Source organism: Brevundimonas sp. FV1ye28 (genome assembly GCF_058681135.1).
The window spans coordinates 3,010,830-3,029,235 of sequence record NZ_CM178731.1 but is presented as its reverse complement, the minus strand read 5'-3'; the positions used below and the strand labels follow the sequence as shown (position 1 = coordinate 3,029,235).

Below are 18,406 nucleotides of genomic sequence, written 5' to 3'. Positions count from 1 at the left end.
GGCAGCTATTCAGGCGAGAAAATTAGGATTGAAGTAACTATAGGTTGCGCATCGTGCCGTCCTCTATCAGGAGGGCAGGGTGGATATCGAAGCCTTCATTGCCAGGTGGAAACAATGCCGGGGCGCCGCCGAGCGGAGCAACGCGGCCCTCTATCTCGTCGAGATGCTGACGGCGCTCGGGTTGCCCTCGCCCGATCCGGCCAGCGCCGATACGGTTCACAACGACTATGTGTTCGAACGGGCCGTGCGGTCGGGCTTCGACGGCGCGTTTCCACGACGGATCGACCTCTACAAGCGTGGCTGCTTCGTCCTTGAAGCCAAGCAGTCCCGTTGGACCGACAAGTCGAAGGCCGCCCCGTTTCGCGCCGAAGACATCGACGCCGACATGCAGGGCCGCCTGCCTTTCGGCCCCGGCTCCGGCCTCGACAAGATCAGGCGAAACGCCTTCAACCAGGCCAAATCCTATGTCGGCGACCTGCCGGTCGATCATCCTTCGCCGCCGTTCATCCTGATCTGCGATGTCGCCCGCAGTTTCGAAGTCTGGGCGGATTTCTCGGGCACCGGGCGCGGGTTTTCTCCTTTTCCCGACCGACATCAGGCCCGCTTTCTCCATGCCGACCTCGCCAAACCCGAAATCCAGGCCCGGCTTCGCGCCATCTGGACCGACCCGCAAAGCCTGGACCCCACGCGCCGAGCCGTCGCGGTCACCCGAGAGATCGTCGAGGAACTGGCCGTCGTGTCGCAAAGGCTGGAAGGCCAGGGCTACGACGCCGAGCATGTCGCCCAGTTCCTGATGCGGTGCATCTTCACCATCTTCGCCGCCGACGTCGGTCTGTTCCCGAAGCAGAAGCTGATCGCCCTGCTGCAAGACTGCGCACGGGCGCCCCAGACCTTCGTGCCGATGTTCGAGAGTCTCTGGAAACGACTGGACGCGCCTCATTACGCCGATCGCTTCTTCGACGGTTTCGGGGAGCATCTGCCCTACATCAACGGGGGGCTGTTCAGCACCCATGAGGCCCTTCCCCTGCAGGCCGCCGACCTGAACATTCTGCTCTCGGCGACGCGCCACGAGTGGCGGCATGTCGAACCCGCAATTTTCGGCTCCCTGCTGGAACACGCCCTGCGTCCGGCCGAGCGGCGTCGCCTGGGCGCCCACTACACACCCCGTCGCCACGTCGAACGTCTCGTCGATCTGACGATCATGGAACCGCTCCGCGCCGACTGGCGAAAGGTCTCGACCAGGATCGAACAGGCTTGTGACGAGCACGATGCGCGAGGCGCCGTGCGGCTGGCGCGCGAGTTCCACGAAAGCCTTCGCCGCGTTCGGGTGCTCGATCCGGCGTGCGGCACCGGGAATTTTCTCTATGTCGCGCTGGAGCTCATGACACGCCTCGAGAGCGAAGTCCTGGAAACACTGGTCGATCTGGGAGAGCCGGATCGGCTCAACCTGGCGATGATCGAGCCGAGCCAGTTCCTGGGGCTTGAGCTCAACGCCCGCGCCGCGGCCATAGCCAGGCTGGTGTTATGGATCGGCTGGCTGCAGCAGCACTATCGCAACCACGCCGCCCATCCCGCCGAACCCATTCTTCGAGCGCACGGAAACATCATCCATCAAGACGCGATCCTGACCTGGGACGGGGCGCCGGTCCCCCAGTTCCGAGCCACCGCGTCGGGCCCCGTGCCGGACTGGCGCAACACCGGACGACCGGAATGGCCCGAGGCCGATTTCATCGTCGGCAACCCGCCCTTCATCGGCGGCAAGGATCTGCGGTCCCGGCTCGACGCGGGCTATGCCGAGGCCCTGTGGGCGGTCCACCCTCAGATGAACGACAGCGCCGACCTGGTCATGTACTGGTGGGATCGGGCCGCCGAGATCCTGACCACGCCCGGGACACGCCTGCGCCGCTTCGGCTTCGTCACGACGAACTCCATCACCCAAGTGTTTCAGCGGCGGACGCTCGAACGCTGGATCAGCGGCCCACGCCCGCTCAGCCTCGTTCACGCGATCGCCGACCACCCCTGGACCGAGACCTCCCGAGAAAGCGCGGCCGTCCGCATCGCCGTGACCGTTGCCGCGCCCGGCCACCATGACGGCGAGTTGGGGACGGTCATCGCGGAGGCGCATCTCGACACCGATACGCCCGTCGTGGTCGTGAGTTCGGCGCGCGGCCGGATCAACGCCGACCTGACCCTGGGCGTCGACGCCACCCGCGCCCGCCCCCTGCGCGCCAATGACGGTCTCTGCTCGCCTGGCGTCAAACTGCACGGGGCCAGCTTCATCGTCAGCCGAGCCGAAGCCGTCGAACTCGGCCTCGGCCGTCGTCCCGGGCTGGACGCTCATGTTCGCCCGTATCGCAACGGCAGAGATCTGACGGCGCACTCGCGACAGGCCCTTGTCATCGACCTGTTCGGACTGGAGCGAGAGGAGGTCCGCGACCGATTTCCGGAGGTCTACGCTCACCTCGCCGACACGGTCCGGGAGCCTCGCCTGCGTCAGGCCGAAACCTCGCCGACCGTCGACGCCAAGGCCTATGCGGACCAGTGGTGGCTGTTCGGCAAGCCGCGTCCGGACTTGCGCGCAGCCCTGGCCGGCCTGCCGCGCTACATCGCCACCGTAGAGACGGCGAAGCACCGGGTGTTCCAGTTTCTCGACGCGAGCATCCTGCCCGACAACATGCTGGTGTGCGTGGCCGACGACGACGCGGCGACGCTCGCCGTTCTGTCCAGTCGCGTCCACGCGATCTGGTGCAGGGCGCGCGGCGGTCTGCTGGAGGACCGGCCGCGCTATACCAAGACCGGCTGTTTCGATCCCTTCCCCTTCCCGGCCCTGACCGCCGGTGCACGGCAACGGCTCCGCGCGGCGGGAGAAGCGCTCGACGGTCATCGCCGTCAGGCGCTCCGGGACGCGCCCGATCTGACGCTGACGGGCCTCTACAATCTGCTCGAGGCCGTCAGGGCCGGCCTGTCCGTCACCCAGCGCCAGCAGGACCTCGCGCGCCGCGCCCGGGTCACCATCCTTCGCGAACTGCACGACGACATCGATCGCCTGACGGAGAAGGCCTACGGATGGTCCGAGGGATTGACCGACGCCGAGACGATCGCAGCCGTGACCGGCCTCAACCGCGTCCGCGAGGTCGAGGAGGCGCGCGGCCAGGTCCGCTGGCTGCGCCCCGAATTCCAGAGGCTTCGCAACCGCGGCCCTGATCCTCGGCCTGGCGTCGAAGACCCTTCGCCGTCACAGCCCGTCCTCGCCGGCCGCCGCCCCGCCTTCCCCAAGGACCGCTACGAACAGCCTCTGGTGATCCAGGCGTCGCTGGTGCGTGAACTCGGCCCCATCGCGTCCCACGATCTCGCGCGCCGCTTCCGAGGCGGCATCAAGCTCGCCCCCCGCATCGACCGTGCCCTGACCACCCTGCACCGTTACGGCCACGTCGAGCGGCTGTCGGACGGTCGCTGGATCTCCGCGCGCGGCTGAAAACCGCCCCCTCATCGTCCGACGGGATCGGGGGATGTCAGCATCCGCATCGGCGCGTCCGCGTTGATCTGGCGTCATCCACGCCTGAGACCTATCTTCCGTTCATGAACCGTTCCTCGACGCCCAAGGGCTCGGCCCCCGTCATCAAGAAGCCTGTCCACATCCCGAACCAGGGCGTGGCCGAGGCGCCGTCGGCCTTCATTCGTGACGACAAGACCCCGCTGCCCAAAGCCATGCAGAACATGCCGATGTTCGCCCCGGTCACCGGCCCGCGCCTGGTCCCCGAGGAGGCCCCCGGCAAGCCCGACGACTGGGTCCCTCACCGCCCCTCGCACGAGGGCAAGAAGAAGGGCGGCAAGTTCCGACTCGAGACCAGCTACACCCCTGCCGGCGACCAGCCGACCGCCATCGCCGAACTGGTGGCCCAGGCCGAGGCCGGCGACCGGGACCAGGTGCTGCTGGGCGTCACCGGCTCCGGCAAGACCTTCACCATGGCCAAGGTCATCGAACAGACCCAGCGGCCGGCCCTGATCCTGGCCCCCAACAAGACCCTCGCCGCCCAACTCTATTCCGAGTTCAAAAGCTTTTTCCCCGACAACGCGGTCGAGTATTTCGTCAGCTACTACGACTACTACCAGCCCGAAGCCTACGTCCCCCGGACCGATACCTACATCGAGAAGGACTCGAGCATAAACGAGCAGATCGACCGGATGCGGCACTCGGCGACGCGGTCGATCCTGGAGCGGGACGACGTCATCGTGGTGGCCAGCGTCAGCTGCATCTACGGCATCGGGTCGGTGGAGACCTATACGGCCATGACCTTCGATCTGAAGATCGGGGATCAGATCGACGAGTCCAAGCTGCGGGCCGACCTCATCGCCCTGCAGTACAAGCGCAACGACGTCCATTTCGAGCGGGGCATGTTCCGCAAACGCGGCGACACCGTCGAGATCTTCCCGGTGCACCAGGAGGATCGGGCCTGGCGCGTCTCCCTGTTCGGCGACGAGATCGAATCCATCCAGGAGTTCGACCCCCTGACCGGCAAGAAGACCGCCGACCTGCAGGAGATCACCGTCTACGCCGCCTCCCACTACGTCACCCCCCGCCCGACCCTGAACCAGGCGCTCGGCGGCATCCGGGCGGAGCTGAAGGAGACGCTCGACTGGATGGTCGAGAACGGCAAGCTGCTGGAGGCCCAGCGGCTGGAACAGCGGGTCCGCTTCGACCTGGAGATGATGGAGGCCACCGGCTCCTGCGCCGGCATCGAGAACTACAGCCGCTGGCTGACCGGCCGCGCCCCGGGCGAGCCGCCGCCGACCTTCTTCGAATACATCCCCGACAACGCCCTGTTGTTCGTTGACGAGAGCCACGTCACCATCGGCCAGATCAACGGCATGTTCCGGGGCGACTACCGCCGCAAGTCGACCCTGGCGGAATACGGCTTCCGCCTGCCCTCCTGCATCGACAACCGCCCGCTCAAGTTCGACGAATGGGAGGCGATGCGGCCCCAGACCATCCACGTCTCGGCCACGCCCCAGACCTGGGAGATGGAACAGACGGGCGGCGTCTTCGTCGAACAGGTCATCCGCCCGACCGGCCTGATCGACCCCCCGGTCGAGATCCGCCCGGTCTCCGGCCAGACCCGCAACCAGGTCGACGACGTCATCGACGAGGTCAAACAGGTCGCCCGCCAGGGCTACCGCTCCCTGGTCACCGTCCTGACCAAGAAGATGGCCGAGGACCTGACCGAATACATGCACGAACAGGGCGTCCGCGTCCGCTACATGCACTCCGACGTCGACACGATGGAGCGGATCGAGATCATCCGCGACCTGCGCCTGGGCACGTTCGACGTCCTGATCGGCATCAACCTGCTGCGCGAGGGGCTCGACATCCCAGAGTGCGGCCTGGTCGCCATCCTCGACGCGGACAAGGAGGGCTTCCTGCGCTCCGAGACCTCGCTGATCCAGACCATCGGCCGCGCGGCCCGCAACGTCGATGGCCGCGTCATCCTCTACGCCGACCGCGTCACCGGCTCGATGGAGCGCGCCATGGCCGAGACCGAGCGCCGCCGCGAACGCCAGACCGCCTACAACACCGAACACGGCATTACGCCCGAGAGCGTCAAGCGCGACATCAAGGAAATCCTGGCCAGCCCCTACGAGAAGGACCGCGTCCTGATCCCCACGGGCGTCAAGGAGGAGAGCCGCCCGTTCCTCGGCAACAACTTCCAGGCCACCCTGCGCGACATGGAAGGCAGGATGCGCGAGGCCGCCAGCAACCTCGAGTTCGAGGAGGCCGGCCGCCTGCGCGACGAGATCAAGAAGCTGAAACTGCTCGACCTGGAGTTCGCCAACGAGATCCTGACCGGGGACGGGCAGGACGTGGACGCCTCAGCGCCGAAGCGGTGGCGGAAGGAGGCGCAGGCGGAGGCGCAGGAGCGGTTCAGGAAGGGACGGCTGTAGGGGTAGATCGGGTGACAACTTAATCCCGCGCCGAGACACCCACGTTTGCCAGTTCGCAAACCGAAGCTATGGTTGTGGCGAGTCGGGAGATTGGTATGGCGTCAGCAATTGGATTGCGGTTCTATAAAGCGACGGCGCATCAACGCCATCAGCGCGGATCTGAGCCTTGTGATCCATCCGAATTGCGCGTCCCCGTTCACGATTTTCTGAGAGCTTTCGTCGAGAGCCACGGAGAAGCCGTGGACGATGAAGAGACAGAAAGAAGCTGGTATTTCGAAGAATATGAGTCGGACTCAGATAGTAGCATACGAGGCCATATACATTACGGCACCTTCGGCTTTGAGAGTACTCTTCGTGGTGCAAAAACCAAGAAAGTTAGTTACGAGCGGAAAATCAACGACGTAGAGGAAGTTCCATTATTTTTTGAGTTTTGGCAAACTCCGGAAATTACGAGACACATCTTCTCCTTTCAGTCTTTCCAAGGCAGGAGCTGCGTATCATTAGTTCTCCAAGCCATGTCTAGAGCGTTTGAGATTGCTAACCCGGACTACATCCTGAGATTTCGAAAGCTGATAGCGACAGACTCTCCTCATTCGCTCTATGCGAATGCACCAGTTAAGAAGCTAACTTTTATAAAGACGAAAGTTTTTAGCGACAGATTTAGCGCGTACTCACAAAATGGGGAAGTGAAAGCGGTCAATTTTGAAATGAGTTATAAGGCCCAGAGAGGCGGTATACTTGGCTTTTTGGGCGACATAACTAACGATTTCGCACCAAACGACGCAGGCGTTGTGGTGGTCGATGGACGAGAGTTTGATGAGGCGATCGCCTCAGTCCTGGTCGGGAAGCAAACTCGACCTGTTGGCATTTTTGGCCCCACCTCCGATACCGGAGCTATCGATGTGACCGAATCTGTCGTGAAGGGGGCGAATGGTCATCCCACCTTCGATTCCATCGCCGAACAGTCCGACCTTATCATGATTGACCTCAACGAGCGTATTGGCGACGAGCCATGAAAATTGATGTCAGGCAGATCGTTTCGGATCACGTCAAAACCCTGGTAGACCACAACACGGGACGGATGCCATTTTCCGATCTCTTGGTTTTCCTGTTCATACCGGTAGGGGCCGGAGTTCTAGCTTACGTCTCAAAGCTTCCTTTAGATCGAGATGTATATAATGTCACGATCACATTTTTCGGTATATTTATTGCTCTACTACTGAATGTTCAGGTTGCTATATTTTCTATATTTCAGCGCCGTTGGTCACTTCCTACAGATGCGAAAACTCTTGCCCGCTTCAACGATAGAACAGAGGAAAGAAAGCACCTTTTAGCTGAACTAAATTCTAACTTGTCCTATCTGACACTTTTTTGCTGCGTAGCTCTTGTAGAGTTCTTTTGTTTTTTTGTTTTCAAGAACAATACGCCCGTAGCAGTAGGATTTTTTTCTGCAACTCTTTTTCATTTCTTGACTACTCTTCTTATGACAATCAAGCGAAGTCACATCCTGTTCAGCAAGGAATATAGTACAGTATAGATCGTGATCGAAACCAAAAGCGCTCTGTGGCCGAAGACCATGAACCTTGGAGCAATCTCGGCTTCGCCGAAGAGGCGGCGGTCTTCAAGGGGCCGACCCAGAACGCCCGCGTCCTGAGCGAGGGCTGGGTCGCCGCCAACGCCTTCTGTCCGAGCTGCGGCGCGACGCCCCTGACCGCCTTCGCGGCCAACTCGCCGGTGGCCGACTTTCATTGCGGGGTCTGCGCCGAGGAATACGAACTCAAGGCCACCAAGGGCCGCACCGACGCCAAACTGGTCAACGGCGCCTGGGGCGCGATGAAGGCGCGGCTGGCGGCGGCGAACAATCCCAGCCTGATGGTCATGGGCTATGACAAGGCCCGCACCCGCGTCACCGACCTGATCGTCGTGCCGAGCCACTTCTTCACCGAAGCGATCATCGAGCCGCGCAAGCCGTTGTCGATGACGGCGCGTCGCGCGGGCTGGCAGGGGTGCAACATCCTGATCGGTCAGGTTCCGCTGGCGGGGCGTATTCCGCTGATCCGGGCCGGGGCGCATGTGGCGAAGGCGGCGGTGCTCGATCAGTGGCGGGCGACGCTGTTTCTGCGTGACGCCGCGCCGACCGCGCGGGGCTGGCTGCTCGATGTGATGAAGTGCGTCGAGGACATCGGACGGCCGGAGTTCACCCTGGCCGAGGTCTATGGGTTCGAGGCGCGGTTGGCGGCGACCTATCCGGGCAACAACAATGTGCGGCCGAAGATCAGGCAGCAGCTTCAGGTGCTGCGGGACATGGGGTGGCTGGAGTTCAGCGGGCGGGGAACGTATCGGCGGGCGTGACTCCTCTCCCGGTGGGAGATGGTTTTTCTTCTTTCGTCATCCTCCGGCAAGCCGCGCCTTCGCGGCGCAGACCGGGGGACGCAGCGGCGCCGTAGCGAAGCGAAGGCGAAATGGTTCAGCCCACACGATGCGTGACAGGTTCGCGCTCTCGCGCGCGGCTGCGTCCCCCGGTCTCGCTGCGCTCGCCGGGGGATGACGAAAGGGGGAGGTGCAGCCTAAACCAACTCCACCTTCAACGAATGCCCCAGCACCCGCGCCGCGCGGCTCAGGGTGTCCAGCGTCACATTGGAGGCGTTCGGGTCGAGGACGCGGTTCAGCTGCGCCCGGCTGGTGTCCATCTGCGCGGCCATGGCCGCGCGGGTGATCTTCTGGTCGGCCATCGCCTGCTGGAGCTGAAGGGCGATCACGCTCTTGACCGCGCGCAGCGTCACCTCCTCGCGGATGCTCTCCTCGTCGAGGAAGTCGTCGAGGGTGGAGAAGTGCGACAGGTCGCGGAACGTCGTGGGCGCCATGAGCGCAGCGTACCACAAATGATCCACTACCTCCTCTTTCGTCATCCTCCGGCAAGCCGCGCCTTCGCGGCGCAGACCGGGGGACGCAGCGGCGCCGTAGCGAAGCGAAGGCGAATGGTTCAGCCCACTCGATGCGTGACAGGTTCGCGCTCTCGCGCGCCGCTGGGTCCCCCGGTCTCGCTGCGCTCGCCGGAGGATGACGAAAGGAAGGTGGGGCGCGGCCGGGCCTACGTCCGATTTCGGCGCATCCGCGCGCTAGCCTCCTCCCCATGACCGACGCCCCCACCCGCCGCAAGATCCGTCCCGAGGCCGTCTGGGCCGAGGTGCGCAAGGCGTGGGAGGATGGGGAGACGGCGCGGTCGGTGGCGAAACGCTATGACGTCGGGGTGCCGGCCCTGTGGAAGCGGCGCGAGGCGGAGGGCTGGAAACGGCCAGATCCGCGTCTGGGACCGGTCGAGCCGGCCGAGGGCTGGGGCGTGTTCGCCTCGCGCAAGCGACAGGCGTTCGAGGACGACCTGGCCAGGACGCGGGAGCTGGCGACGGACCTCGTCAGGGTTTTGCAGGGCGGGCCGATCGGGGATGCGCCGCTGTGGCACGTCGGCTTCATCTATCGGCAGAGGGCCGAGACCCTGGGGCCCGAGGTCGCGGCGCTGGATCGGGAGCGGGCCAGGGCCCATCCGTGGGGCGAGGCCTTCTGGGACGAGGACGGGCGGCTGAAGCCGCAGTGGGTGCTGGATGATCTGATGATGAAGCTGCACGCCGGGACGTGGCGCGAGGAGATCGGGTTGCCGGACGGGGTGATGGAGGGGTGGCCGTAGAACTCCGTCCTTCTCCCGTTGGGAGAAGGTGGCGAGCGAAGCGAGACGGATGAGGATCGTGCCTCACCGGTGAAGCACGGCCCTCACCCTTTCGCGCAAGAACGACGGCAAGCCGTCGTGCGCTCAAGCCCTCTCCCACCGGGAGAGGGAGTTACGCCGCCGCCGTCTGTTCGGCGGCGATCTTGCGCAGGGCGTCTTCGAACACGGCCGCCGGCTGGCCGCCGGAGATCAGGTATTTGCCCTCGACCACCACGGCGGGGACCGAGTTGATGCCGCGGCTGCGCCACAGGGCCTGTTCGGCGCGGACCTCGGCGGCGTAGCGGCCCGAGGCGAGGATTTCGGCGGCCTCGGCGCGGTCGAGACCGGCGGCCTCGGCGGCCTGGGTCAGGACGCCGGCGTCGGCCAGGGGCTTGCCGTCGGTGAAGTGGGTGCGGAACAGGGCCGCCTTGAGCGCCTTCTGCGGCTCCGGCCCCTTCTCCCCGGCCCAGGCCAGCAGGCGGTGGGCGTCGAAGGTGTTCCAGATGCGGCTGTCGGCGCCCATCCTCATCTCGAAGCCGGGCCAGGCCTCGGCGGCGCGGGCGGTGATCATGGCGCGGTTGGCCGCCGACTGTTCGGGGGTGGAGCCGTATTTGGCGGCGATGTGCTCGGTGACGTTCTCGCCCTCGGGCGCCATGCCGGGGTTGAGCTCGAACGGCTGGAAGGCGATCTCGGCGGTGATGCCCTCGGACTTGAGCGTGTCGAGCGCCGTCTCCAGGCCGCCGAGACCGACGACGCACCAGGGGCAGACGACGTCGGAGACGAAGTCGATGTGGAGGGGCTTGGTCATGGCATGGGTCATGGGCGGGGGCTCCGTAACGGTTCATGTTGCATATGGGAGGCCGGGACGGCGGCGCCAGTGCGGCCAGGCTTGCAAACCGGGGGTTAACCGGTCGGGCGCAGGCTCCCTGGATAGGGAGACGACCATGTCCAGCATCATGACGTCCAGCAGCCGCCGCAGCCGGGACCATTTCGAGCCCTCGGACAGCGATCCGCAGGAACAGCGTAAGCTGCGCGGCCATCTGGAACAGATCGACTACACCGCCTTCCTCTCGAACCGGGAGGTGATCCCACAGGTCCTGGGGCTGGGCGCCAACCACACCGAGCCGGCGGCCTTCCAGAGGCTGGCGGTGGCGGCGGCGACGGCGCGGGCGCGCTGGATCGCCGAGGCGCTGAGGCTGGCCGAGGCCGGCGGCTCCATTGGCGCGACCGAGGCCCAGAAGTTGGGCGCCCTGCGGATGGCCTATGAGGAACTGTCGGAGGCCTATGAAGGCCTGCGCCGGATGGTCGAGCGGGGCTACCTGCCCTACCGCGCGCTGGAGCCGAAGGCCTAGTTCAAGGCCCTTAGTTCAAGGGTTGGGGCGCGGTCGAGACGGGCGCGTCCGGGTTCGTCGGCGCAGGCTCGGCCGGGGTCGGCGGATCGACGACCAGGGGCGCGATCTCGATAGAGGGCTGAGGCGCGGTCTCGGCCGGCGGCGTGACCACGATGGGTGCGGCGGGCGTCGGGCGCGTCCGAGCGGGCCGGGCCGGGGCGGTTGGAGCGGGGGCGGCCGTGGCGGGGGCGACGGAAGTCGGGGCGCTCTCGGCGGGCGCGGCGCGGGCCGGCGTGGGCGCCTCCACCGGGGGCGTCTCCTCGACCAGCGGCGCTTCGGCGACCAGGGCAGGGCCTGCGGCGTCGTCGACCGGCTGGGGCGCCGGGAGGGTGGCGAGCCAGATGAAGCCACCCGTGACCACGATCGCAGCGACGGCGGCCACGACCAGCCAGCGATCCTTCTTCGTCACCTTCTCGATGGCGGCGCCGACGGTGGCGTAGATGGCCGGGGTCACGACCACCGACGGCAGCTTGCGCGGCTCGGCGGCGGGCCGGGCTTCGCTCGAGAGCGGGGGCGGGACGGTGACGACAGGCTCGGGCGTCTCGTGCTCGACGACGATCTCAGGCGCAGCGGCGACGGGTGCGGGCTCCACGACGGCCGGTTCCGGCTCCGGCGACGGGGCGAGGACCTCCGGCTCCACCACCGGCTCGAACTCGGGCCCATCGAACTCTGGCTGTGGCGCCGGCGCCGAAGCGGGCCTGGCCGGCGGAACCATGGAGCCGCTGAGAATGCTCGCGCCAGTCGCGCGCGCGGGAGGCGGCGTCACGGGCGGGGCGGCTGCGGCGCGCGGCAGGGGGCCGACCTGAAAGACCGCCTGGGGCGGACGTCCCCACGTGATCTTGCCGCGCGTGAACGGCTCGGTCAGGCGGTCTGCGGGCGGGCCTTTTGGGGTCTCGGATGACATGCGACGGGTCTTAGCGGCGAACGAGGGATGCGTCCAACAACAGGCTCGTGGACACCCGTATCATCATCGAACCTCGACGCCCTTCCAGAAGGCGAGGCGGTCCGCGATCTCCGCCGCAGCCGACTTGGGATCGGGGTAGAACCAGACCGCGTCCGGGTTCTCCTTCCCGTCCACGACCAGCGAATAGTAGGAGGCCGTGCCCTTCCATGGGCAGACCGAGGTGGTCGTCGAGGGCTTCAGCAAGGCCGGATCGACCGCGTCACGCGGGAAATAGTGGTTGCCCTCGACCACCACCGTTTCGTCCGACCGGGCGATGACCGCGCCGTTCCAGGTTGCCGTTTTCATGTATCCTCTCCGTCAGGTCTTCAAACGGTAGCCGGTCTTGAACATCCAGCCGATGACGCCGAGGCACACGAGCAGGAAGCCGACCGTGGCGACCAGGCTCCAGACGATCGGAACGTCGCCCGTGCCGTAGAAGCTCCAGCGAAAGCCCGAGATCAGATAGACCACCGGGTTGAAGTGAGTGATCGTCCGCCAGGGCTCGGGCAGCATGTGGATCGAATAGAAGGAGCCGCCGAGGAAGGTCAGGGGCGTCACCACCAGCATGGGGATGAAGTTCAGCTGCTCGAAGCTCTGAGCCCAGATGCCGATGATGAAGCCGAACAGGCTGAAGGTCGTGGCGATCAGCACCAGGATGGCCAGCATCCAGAACGGGTGCAGGATCTGAAGCGGCACGAACAGGGCCGCTGTGGCCAGAATGATGAGGCCCAGGATCGCCGACTTGGTCGCCGCCGCCCCGACATAGGCCAGGACGATCTCGAACGGCGACACGGGGGCCGACAACAGCTCGTAGATGGTGCCGGTGAATTTGGGGAAGTAGATGCCGAACGAGGCGTTGAAGATCGACTGGGTGAACAGGCTCAGCATGATCAGACCGGGCACGATGAAGGCGCCGTAGGGGACGCCGTCGATCTCGGTCATGCGCGACCCGATGGCCGAGCCGAAGACAACGAAATAGAGGGCGGTCGTGATCACCGGGGTGACGATCGACTGCCACAGGGTGCGCAGGGCTCGCGCCATCTCGAACCTGTAGATGGCCCAGACGCCGTATCCGTTGAAGGTCATGCGGAAGCTCCTTCGACGCGGATATCCTGCGGCGGCTCGCGGTGGACCAGGCTGACGAAGATATCCTCCAGCGAGCTCTGGCGGGTGTTGAGGTCCTTGAAGGCGATGCCGAGCTCGGACAGGCGACGCAGCAGGGACGGCACGCCGGTCTTGTCGGCATTGGAATCGAACACGAATTCCAGCTCGTTGCCCTCGGCGCGCAGGGTGAGGTCCCACTCGGCCAGCCCGGGCGGCAGGGTCTCAAGCGGGTCCTGCAGGTTCAGCGTCAGGGTCTTCTTGCCCAGCTTCTTCATCAGCTCGGTCTTGTCCTGCACCAGGATCAGTTCGCCCTTGAGGATGACGCCGACCCGATCGGCCATCTCCTCGGCCTCCTCGATATAGTGGGTGGTCAGGATGATGGTGACGCCGCTCTCGCGCAGGCGACGGACCAGGTTCCACATGTCGCGACGCAGCTCGACGTCCACGCCGGCGGTGGGTTCGTCGAGGAACAGGATGTCGGGCTCGTGGCTCAGGGCCTTGGCGATCATGACCCGGCGCTTCATGCCGCCGGACAGGGTCATGATCTTGGCGTCCTTCTTGTCCCACAGGCTGAGGTCCTTCAGGACCTGTTCGATGTAGGCCGGGTTCGGGGCCTTGCCGAACAGACCTCGGCTCAGGGTCACCGTGGCCAGCACCGTCTCGAAGGCGTCGGTCGTCAGTTCCTGGGGCACCAGGCCGATCTTCATCCGCGCCTGGCGGTAGTCCTTCTGGATGTCGTGGCCGTCGGCGGTGACCGTGCCGGTGGATGGCGTGACGATCCCGCAGATGATGGAGATCATCGTGGTCTTGCCCGCCCCATTCGGACCCAGCAGGGCGAAGATCTCGCCCTTGCCGATCTGGAGGTCGATGGGCTTCAGCGCCTGCAGCCCGGAGGCGTAGGTCTTGCTCAGGCCCTTGATGTCGATCACCGGCATTCGGCGCGTCTCCAGAAAGCGGCCGAGGCGCCGTGGCCGCAATATGGCGACGTTCGGTCGCGGCTCAAGGCTCTGGGAGAAAACACGTCCTCACCTGCTGACATTTCGAGCCATTCAGCGGATTCAGTCGATGTCGGCCAAGGGTGGAGCTGGAAATTCTGGTTTGGCGGCAGCTCTTCGAGAAGGCGAGGAAGGCCTCGGCTCGCTGCACCCGGCTGATTGGCCGATCGACCGGGTTCATCGACCGAACCTTCAGGGAGCAGGCTCCTCCTCCGCCAGTTCGCGAGCCATGATCCGCGCCATCTCGTTGAGCTGAAACAGGGAGCGGACCTGGAGGGTGGTTCCGCTGAGACGCACCCCTGCTTCGTACAGGGCGGTGAGATAGGCCCGGTCCCAAGGCGACAGGCCTGTCACTTCAGGACCACCGTCCCACATGCCGAGGATCGATGGATATCCGCCTGCCCGCGCCTCCGGGTCCAGCGGGGTCAGCACAGCCATGGAGAGGTAGTCTCCGATCACAGCGGGACTGACGGCACCCGTCCTAGACAGATCCAGAATGACCAGGATGGTCACAAGCGCTTCGCGTCTGTCCTGGCCAAAGAAGTTCATGCCGTGGACCGTGGAGACGGATGCCGGCGCTCCCCAGATCGGCACGAGCGTCCGGCCTGTATTATCATCGGTGAGGGCCGAAATGGTCCACCAGCGGACGGGCGCCTCAGTCTCCACGAAGCGACGCAGATCGCGCTCGTCCCCCTGGGTCGGGCCAGACGAGGCCATGAAACGATCACGGTAGGCACCGACCAGTTCGCTCGCCGTAAAGCGCCCGTCGGACGTCGCGATGATCGTGATGTTCGGCGAACAGCCCGCCGATCGGACCTGAACCCCGATCGACCGAGCCCGGTCCTCGATCCGGGCGACGATAGTCGCCGCCATGTCCGGCCGAAGGTTGACGGCGCTGATGCAGATCGGTGTCGTCCATCGCGCCAAGGTGAGTGCGTGGAGCGGCGTGGTGCTGATTTCATCGACGAACCGCCGAGTCTGGCTGACAGTCGGTCGTGCTCCAGACACTGTGACATCGGGCAGTGCGGTGGCGTCTTCCTGTGCGGGCGTCTCTTGAGAGAGTCCCAGGACCAGAGCGGCGAGAAGGGCGATGGACACGGCAAAACTCCCTAGGCCTCGCAACCCTAGAGTGACCGATCCCGCCTGTCATTCGCCCAGAGGGTGATCGCTGGCCGAATTTTGCTGGCGGTCTGCTAGACTGGCCGGAACAAGCCGCCTAACGACCGCCAGCGATGGGCCGCCCGATCAATGACGGCACGGACGACCACATCCCTGATCCTTGCCCTGCCTTTTGCTATCGCGGACGCTGTGGAGATCAGAGTGAGGTGATGGGCGTCACCGGTGAACGCGGACCTTGAGCTCACACCGAGACAACGCCGACCATCTTCCACATGCCTTTGACGGCCCGAGCGGCTACAAGGCCGCCGATGTTGCGACTGTCCGAACTCAAACTGCCTCTCGACCATGCGCCGGAGGCCCTGCCCTCCGCTATCGCCGCGCGTCTGGGTGTGCCGCCGCATGACCTGAAGTCCTGGTCGGTGTGGAAGCGGGCGCATGATGCGCGCAAGAAGTCGGCGATCCTGAAGGTCTATATTCTCGACGTCGAAGTGCGGGACGAGGCGGCGGTTCTGGCGCGGTTCGCGGACGACCCGCACGTGAAGCCGACGCCGGACGTCGCCTATCGGCATGTCGCCGTCGCGCCGAAAAGCCAAGGTCTGCGGCCGGTCGTGATCGGGGCCGGACCGTGCGGCCTGTTCGTCGGGCTTATCCTGGCCGAGATGGGGTTCAAGCCGATCATCCTGGACCGCGGCAAGGTGGTGCGGGAACGGACCAAGGACACCTGGGAACTGTGGCGCAAGGGCAAGCTCCATCCGGAATCCAACGTGCAGTACGGCGAGGGCGGGGCGGGCACCTTCTCCGACGGCAAGCTCTACAGCCAGATCAAGGATCCGCGCTTCCTGGCCCGCAAAGTGCTGCATGAGTTCGTCGAGGCGGGGGCGCCGGAGGAGATCCTGACCGAAGCGCACCCGCATATCGGCACCTTCCGGCTCGTGACCATGGTCGAGTCGATGCGCAAGAAGATCGAGGCCTTGGGCGGCGAGTACCGGTTCGAGCATCGGGTCACGGACATCGAACTGGACAAGGGCACGATCCGGGGTGTGCGCCTGCACACCGGCGAGGTGCTGGAGGCCGACCATGTGGTGCTCGCCATCGGCCACTCGTCGCGCGACACCTTCCAGACACTTTACGAGCGCGGCGTGCACATCGAAGCCAAGCCGTTCTCGATCGGCTTTCGCATCGAGCATCCGCAGTCGTGGATCGACCGGGCGATGTTCGGTCCCTGCGCCGGACACCCGGACCTGGGGGCGGCGGCCTATACGCTGTCGCATCACTGTTCCAACGGGCGGACAGTCTACAGCTTCTGCATGTGCCCCGGCGGGACGGTGGTGGCGGCGACCAGCGAGCCCGGCCGCGTCGTCACCAACGGCATGAGCCAGTATTCGCGCAACGAGCGGAACGCCAACTCCGGCTTCGTGGTCGGCATCTCGCCAGAGGACTATCCGAGCGACCACCCGCTGGCGGGCCTGGAGCTGCAACGCGATCTTGAGAGCCGCGCCTATGTGGCCGGCGGCGGCGACTATTTCGCGCCCGGACAACTGGTCGGCGACTTCCTCGCGGGCCGCCCCTCGACCGAGCTCGGAGAGGTCGAGCCCAGCTACAAGCCGGGCGTGCGCCCGACCGACCTGGCGCCGCTGATGCCCGACTATGTGATCGCGGCCATGCGCGAGGCCCTGCCCGTCTTCGGCCGCAAGATCGCCCGCTATGACGACGCCCAGGCGGTGCTGACGGGGGTGGAGACGCGCAGTTCGTCGCCGATCCGCATGACCCGCGGCGCCGACTTCCAGAGCCTGAACGTGCGCGGCCTGTTCCCGGCCGGCGAGGGCGCCGGCTACGCGGGCGGCATCCTCTCGGCCGCCGTCGACGGGATCAAGGTGGCGGAGGCCGTGGCGCGGTCGATGGTGGGGGATGGGGCGGGTTAAGCGGGCATCCTAGGGTCCGCATCTCGGGTCGGCATAAGGTCAATGAGTGGTCCAAGCTATCAACAGACTGGGATTCGAGGCGCGACTCGCGTCAAGGATGAACTATTATGTTGCCAGCCCGCATTCGTTGCGCTTCAGTCGCCTCACTCGCCTGTGAACTTCAGTGGATTGGCCATGTTTGGTGTAATTCCCGACTTGCTCATCATCGCCGTTCTCGCCGGGGCGACCCTGCTAGGCGTGCGCATTTTCGCGAAGAAGCGACAGGATTAACTCGGTAAGTCCGCGCAGTGGTTGCAGCCCGGGAGCCATCGAACACCTCCGGCGTTGAACGGCTCCGCTTGTTCGAGACGCCATGTCCGCCGCCCTGCCCGCCTTTGCAGAAAGACTAATCGATCGCTTCCGCAGGCGCCGCACCTGGCGCGACAGCTTCCCGCGTCTGCATGACGCGCTGGAGGCCTCGTCGCGGTTCGGGTTCGCGGCGAACGGCTTCGTCTATCTGTCGGTCGGCATCCTGATGCTCGCCTCGGCCATCGACATGCGAGGTCAGGCCGTGGATCCGCATGGGGTTCTCTATGTGCTGGCCCAGCAGCCGTTCGGGCGGCTGTGGCTGATCCTGATCGGAGCGGGCCTGTGGGCCTTCGTCGGCTGGCGCGTGTTGCAGGCGGTGTTCGACGTCGATCATGAGGGCTCGGACCTGAAGGGCTGGGTCTTGAGGGCGGCGCAGGCGGCCAGCGGGCTGGCCTATGCGGTGCTGGCGTCCGGAGTGTTCGAGCTGCTGGACGAGGTCGGGCCGAACATGGGCGCGGAGCAACTGGCTGAAAATCAGGAGAAGGCGTCGATCCTGCTGGGGCTGCCGTTCGGCGGCGCGGCGCTGATGATCATCGGTCTGATCATTGCCGGGGTCGGGATCGGCAATGTCGTCATGGGCTTCGTCAACGATTTCGCGGGGAACCTGGTCTGTTCGAAGACGGTATGCCGGTGGGTACTGCCGCTGGCGCGGGTCGGCTATGTGGCGCGGGGGCTGGCCTATCTGCCGCTGGCGTTGTTCGTGACCCTGGCGGGGTATCGGGCTCAGTCGTCGCGGGTCGAGACGTTCGGCACGGCGCTGGAGGCGCTGGAGCAGCAGCCGGGCGGCGCCCTGATGCTGGGGCTGACGGCATGCGGGCTGATCGCGTTCGGGGCCTATGCCTTCGTCGAGGCGCGGTTCAGGCGGATCCGGGTGCCGAAAGAATTGTCGGCGGGGTAGTCAGCGCGTCCAAGACAGGAACCGGCGCCGTATCTGTGGTTTTCCA

16 protein-coding genes are annotated in these 18,406 nt (G+C 65.4%); 9 read left to right on the top strand and 7 right to left on the bottom strand.

The annotated features are described in order from the left end of the window. The first annotated feature begins 79 nt into the window (after positions 1-79). From ACW171_RS14900 to ACW171_RS14880, 5 genes are all read left to right on the top strand, one after another. Complete coding sequence (locus ACW171_RS14900) at positions 80-3,475, top strand: class I SAM-dependent DNA methyltransferase (protein WP_492094324.1); 3,396 nt, start codon at positions 80-82, stop codon at positions 3,473-3,475. 242 nt (positions 3,476-3,717) lie between these two features. After that, positions 3,718-5,940, top strand: coding sequence for an excinuclease ABC subunit UvrB (gene uvrB, locus ACW171_RS14895; protein WP_492096646.1), 2,223 nt, complete (start codon positions 3,718-3,720; stop codon positions 5,938-5,940). Positions 5,941-6,035: 95 nt separating this feature from the next. Further along, a complete protein-coding gene (locus tag ACW171_RS14890; protein WP_492094323.1) occupies positions 6,036-6,956 on the top strand; it encodes a hypothetical protein in 921 nt (306 codons plus the stop codon). Then, a complete protein-coding gene (locus ACW171_RS14885; RefSeq protein WP_492094321.1) occupies positions 6,953-7,477 on the top strand; it encodes a hypothetical protein in 525 nt (174 codons plus the stop codon). Before ACW171_RS14890 ends, ACW171_RS14885 begins: the two co-directional genes overlap by 4 nt. A gap of 26 nt (positions 7,478-7,503) precedes the next feature. Then, positions 7,504-8,292, top strand: coding sequence for a DpnI domain-containing protein (locus ACW171_RS14880; protein ID WP_492094319.1), 789 nt, complete (start codon positions 7,504-7,506; stop codon positions 8,290-8,292). Positions 8,293-8,507: 215 nt separating this feature from the next. On the opposite strand, the gene ACW171_RS14875 is transcribed toward ACW171_RS14880, so the two are convergent. Next, positions 8,508-8,831: a helix-turn-helix domain-containing protein gene (locus tag ACW171_RS14875; protein ID WP_492094317.1), complete on the bottom strand. Its 324-nt coding sequence runs from the start codon at positions 8,829-8,831 to the stop codon at positions 8,508-8,510. Between the two features lie 242 nt (positions 8,832-9,073). Here ACW171_RS14875 and ACW171_RS14870 point away from each other — a divergent pair, with 242 nt between their 5' ends. Further along, on the top strand, positions 9,074-9,622 hold the full coding sequence (locus ACW171_RS14870; RefSeq protein ID WP_492094315.1) for a hypothetical protein: 549 nt from the start codon (positions 9,074-9,076) through the stop codon (positions 9,620-9,622). Between the two features lie 151 nt (positions 9,623-9,773). On the opposite strand, the gene ACW171_RS14865 is transcribed toward ACW171_RS14870, so the two are convergent. After that, entirely contained in the window at positions 9,774-10,448 is a 675-nt protein-coding gene (locus tag ACW171_RS14865; protein WP_492094313.1) for a DsbA family oxidoreductase, read from the bottom strand. 136 nt (positions 10,449-10,584) lie between these two features. Here ACW171_RS14865 and ACW171_RS14860 point away from each other — a divergent pair, with 136 nt between their 5' ends. Next, positions 10,585-10,992, top strand: coding sequence for a hypothetical protein (locus ACW171_RS14860; protein WP_492094311.1), 408 nt, complete (start codon positions 10,585-10,587; stop codon positions 10,990-10,992). A gap of 10 nt (positions 10,993-11,002) precedes the next feature. Here ACW171_RS14860 and ACW171_RS14855 read toward each other — a convergent pair whose 3' ends face one another. From ACW171_RS14855 to ACW171_RS14835, 5 genes are all read right to left on the bottom strand, one after another. Beyond that, positions 11,003-11,935 (bottom strand): hypothetical protein, encoded by a 933-nt coding sequence (locus tag ACW171_RS14855; protein ID WP_492094309.1) that lies wholly within the window; start codon positions 11,933-11,935, stop codon positions 11,003-11,005. A gap of 63 nt (positions 11,936-11,998) precedes the next feature. After that, a complete protein-coding gene (locus ACW171_RS14850; protein WP_492094308.1) occupies positions 11,999-12,280 on the bottom strand; it encodes a DUF427 domain-containing protein in 282 nt (93 codons plus the stop codon). A 12-nt stretch (positions 12,281-12,292) separates the two neighbouring features. After that, positions 12,293-13,060: an ABC transporter permease gene (locus ACW171_RS14845; RefSeq protein WP_492094306.1), complete on the bottom strand. Its 768-nt coding sequence runs from the start codon at positions 13,058-13,060 to the stop codon at positions 12,293-12,295. Then, complete coding sequence (locus tag ACW171_RS14840) at positions 13,057-14,013, bottom strand: ABC transporter ATP-binding protein (protein ID WP_492094304.1); 957 nt, start codon at positions 14,011-14,013, stop codon at positions 13,057-13,059. Before ACW171_RS14840 ends, ACW171_RS14845 begins: the two co-directional genes overlap by 4 nt. A gap of 252 nt (positions 14,014-14,265) precedes the next feature. Continuing rightward, positions 14,266-15,171, bottom strand: coding sequence for a hypothetical protein (locus ACW171_RS14835; RefSeq protein WP_492094302.1), 906 nt, complete (start codon positions 15,169-15,171; stop codon positions 14,266-14,268). 329 nt (positions 15,172-15,500) lie between these two features. On the opposite strand from ACW171_RS14835, the gene ACW171_RS14830 reads away from it, so the two are divergent. Together ACW171_RS14830 and ACW171_RS14825 are read left to right on the top strand one after the other, a co-directional pair. Beyond that, complete coding sequence (locus tag ACW171_RS14830) at positions 15,501-17,114, top strand: NAD(P)/FAD-dependent oxidoreductase (protein ID WP_492094300.1); 1,614 nt, start codon at positions 15,501-15,503, stop codon at positions 17,112-17,114. A 352-nt stretch (positions 17,115-17,466) separates the two neighbouring features. Next, positions 17,467-18,360, top strand: coding sequence for a DUF1206 domain-containing protein (locus tag ACW171_RS14825; RefSeq protein ID WP_492094298.1), 894 nt, complete (start codon positions 17,467-17,469; stop codon positions 18,358-18,360). Positions 18,361-18,406 lie beyond the last annotated feature (46 nt).

What these genes read in the sequence shown, in the direction of transcription:
- ACW171_RS14885 (WP_492094321.1), top strand. Translation starts at nt 6,953, where the DNA reads ATGAAAATTGATGTCAGGCAGATCGTTTCGGATCACGTCAAAACCCTG.
- ACW171_RS14865 (WP_492094313.1), bottom strand. Translation starts at nt 10,448, where the DNA reads ATGACCAAGCCCCTCCACATCGACTTCGTCTCCGACGTCGTCTGCCCC.
- ACW171_RS14830 (WP_492094300.1), top strand. Translation starts at nt 15,501, where the DNA reads ATGTTGCGACTGTCCGAACTCAAACTGCCTCTCGACCATGCGCCGGAG.
- ACW171_RS14825 (WP_492094298.1), top strand. Translation starts at nt 17,467, where the DNA reads ATGTCCGCCGCCCTGCCCGCCTTTGCAGAAAGACTAATCGATCGCTTC.
- uvrB (WP_492096646.1), top strand. Translation starts at nt 3,718, where the DNA reads ATGCCGATGTTCGCCCCGGTCACCGGCCCGCGCCTGGTCCCCGAGGAG.
- ACW171_RS14860 (WP_492094311.1), top strand. Translation starts at nt 10,585, where the DNA reads ATGTCCAGCATCATGACGTCCAGCAGCCGCCGCAGCCGGGACCATTTC.
- ACW171_RS14840 (WP_492094304.1), bottom strand. Translation starts at nt 14,013, where the DNA reads ATGCCGGTGATCGACATCAAGGGCCTGAGCAAGACCTACGCCTCCGGG.
- ACW171_RS14890 (WP_492094323.1), top strand. Translation starts at nt 6,036, where the DNA reads ATGGCGTCAGCAATTGGATTGCGGTTCTATAAAGCGACGGCGCATCAA.
- ACW171_RS14845 (WP_492094306.1), bottom strand. Translation starts at nt 13,060, where the DNA reads ATGACCTTCAACGGATACGGCGTCTGGGCCATCTACAGGTTCGAGATG.
- ACW171_RS14870 (WP_492094315.1), top strand. Translation starts at nt 9,074, where the DNA reads ATGACCGACGCCCCCACCCGCCGCAAGATCCGTCCCGAGGCCGTCTGG.
- ACW171_RS14850 (WP_492094308.1), bottom strand. Translation starts at nt 12,280, where the DNA reads ATGAAAACGGCAACCTGGAACGGCGCGGTCATCGCCCGGTCGGACGAA.
- ACW171_RS14855 (WP_492094309.1), bottom strand. Translation starts at nt 11,935, where the DNA reads ATGTCATCCGAGACCCCAAAAGGCCCGCCCGCAGACCGCCTGACCGAG.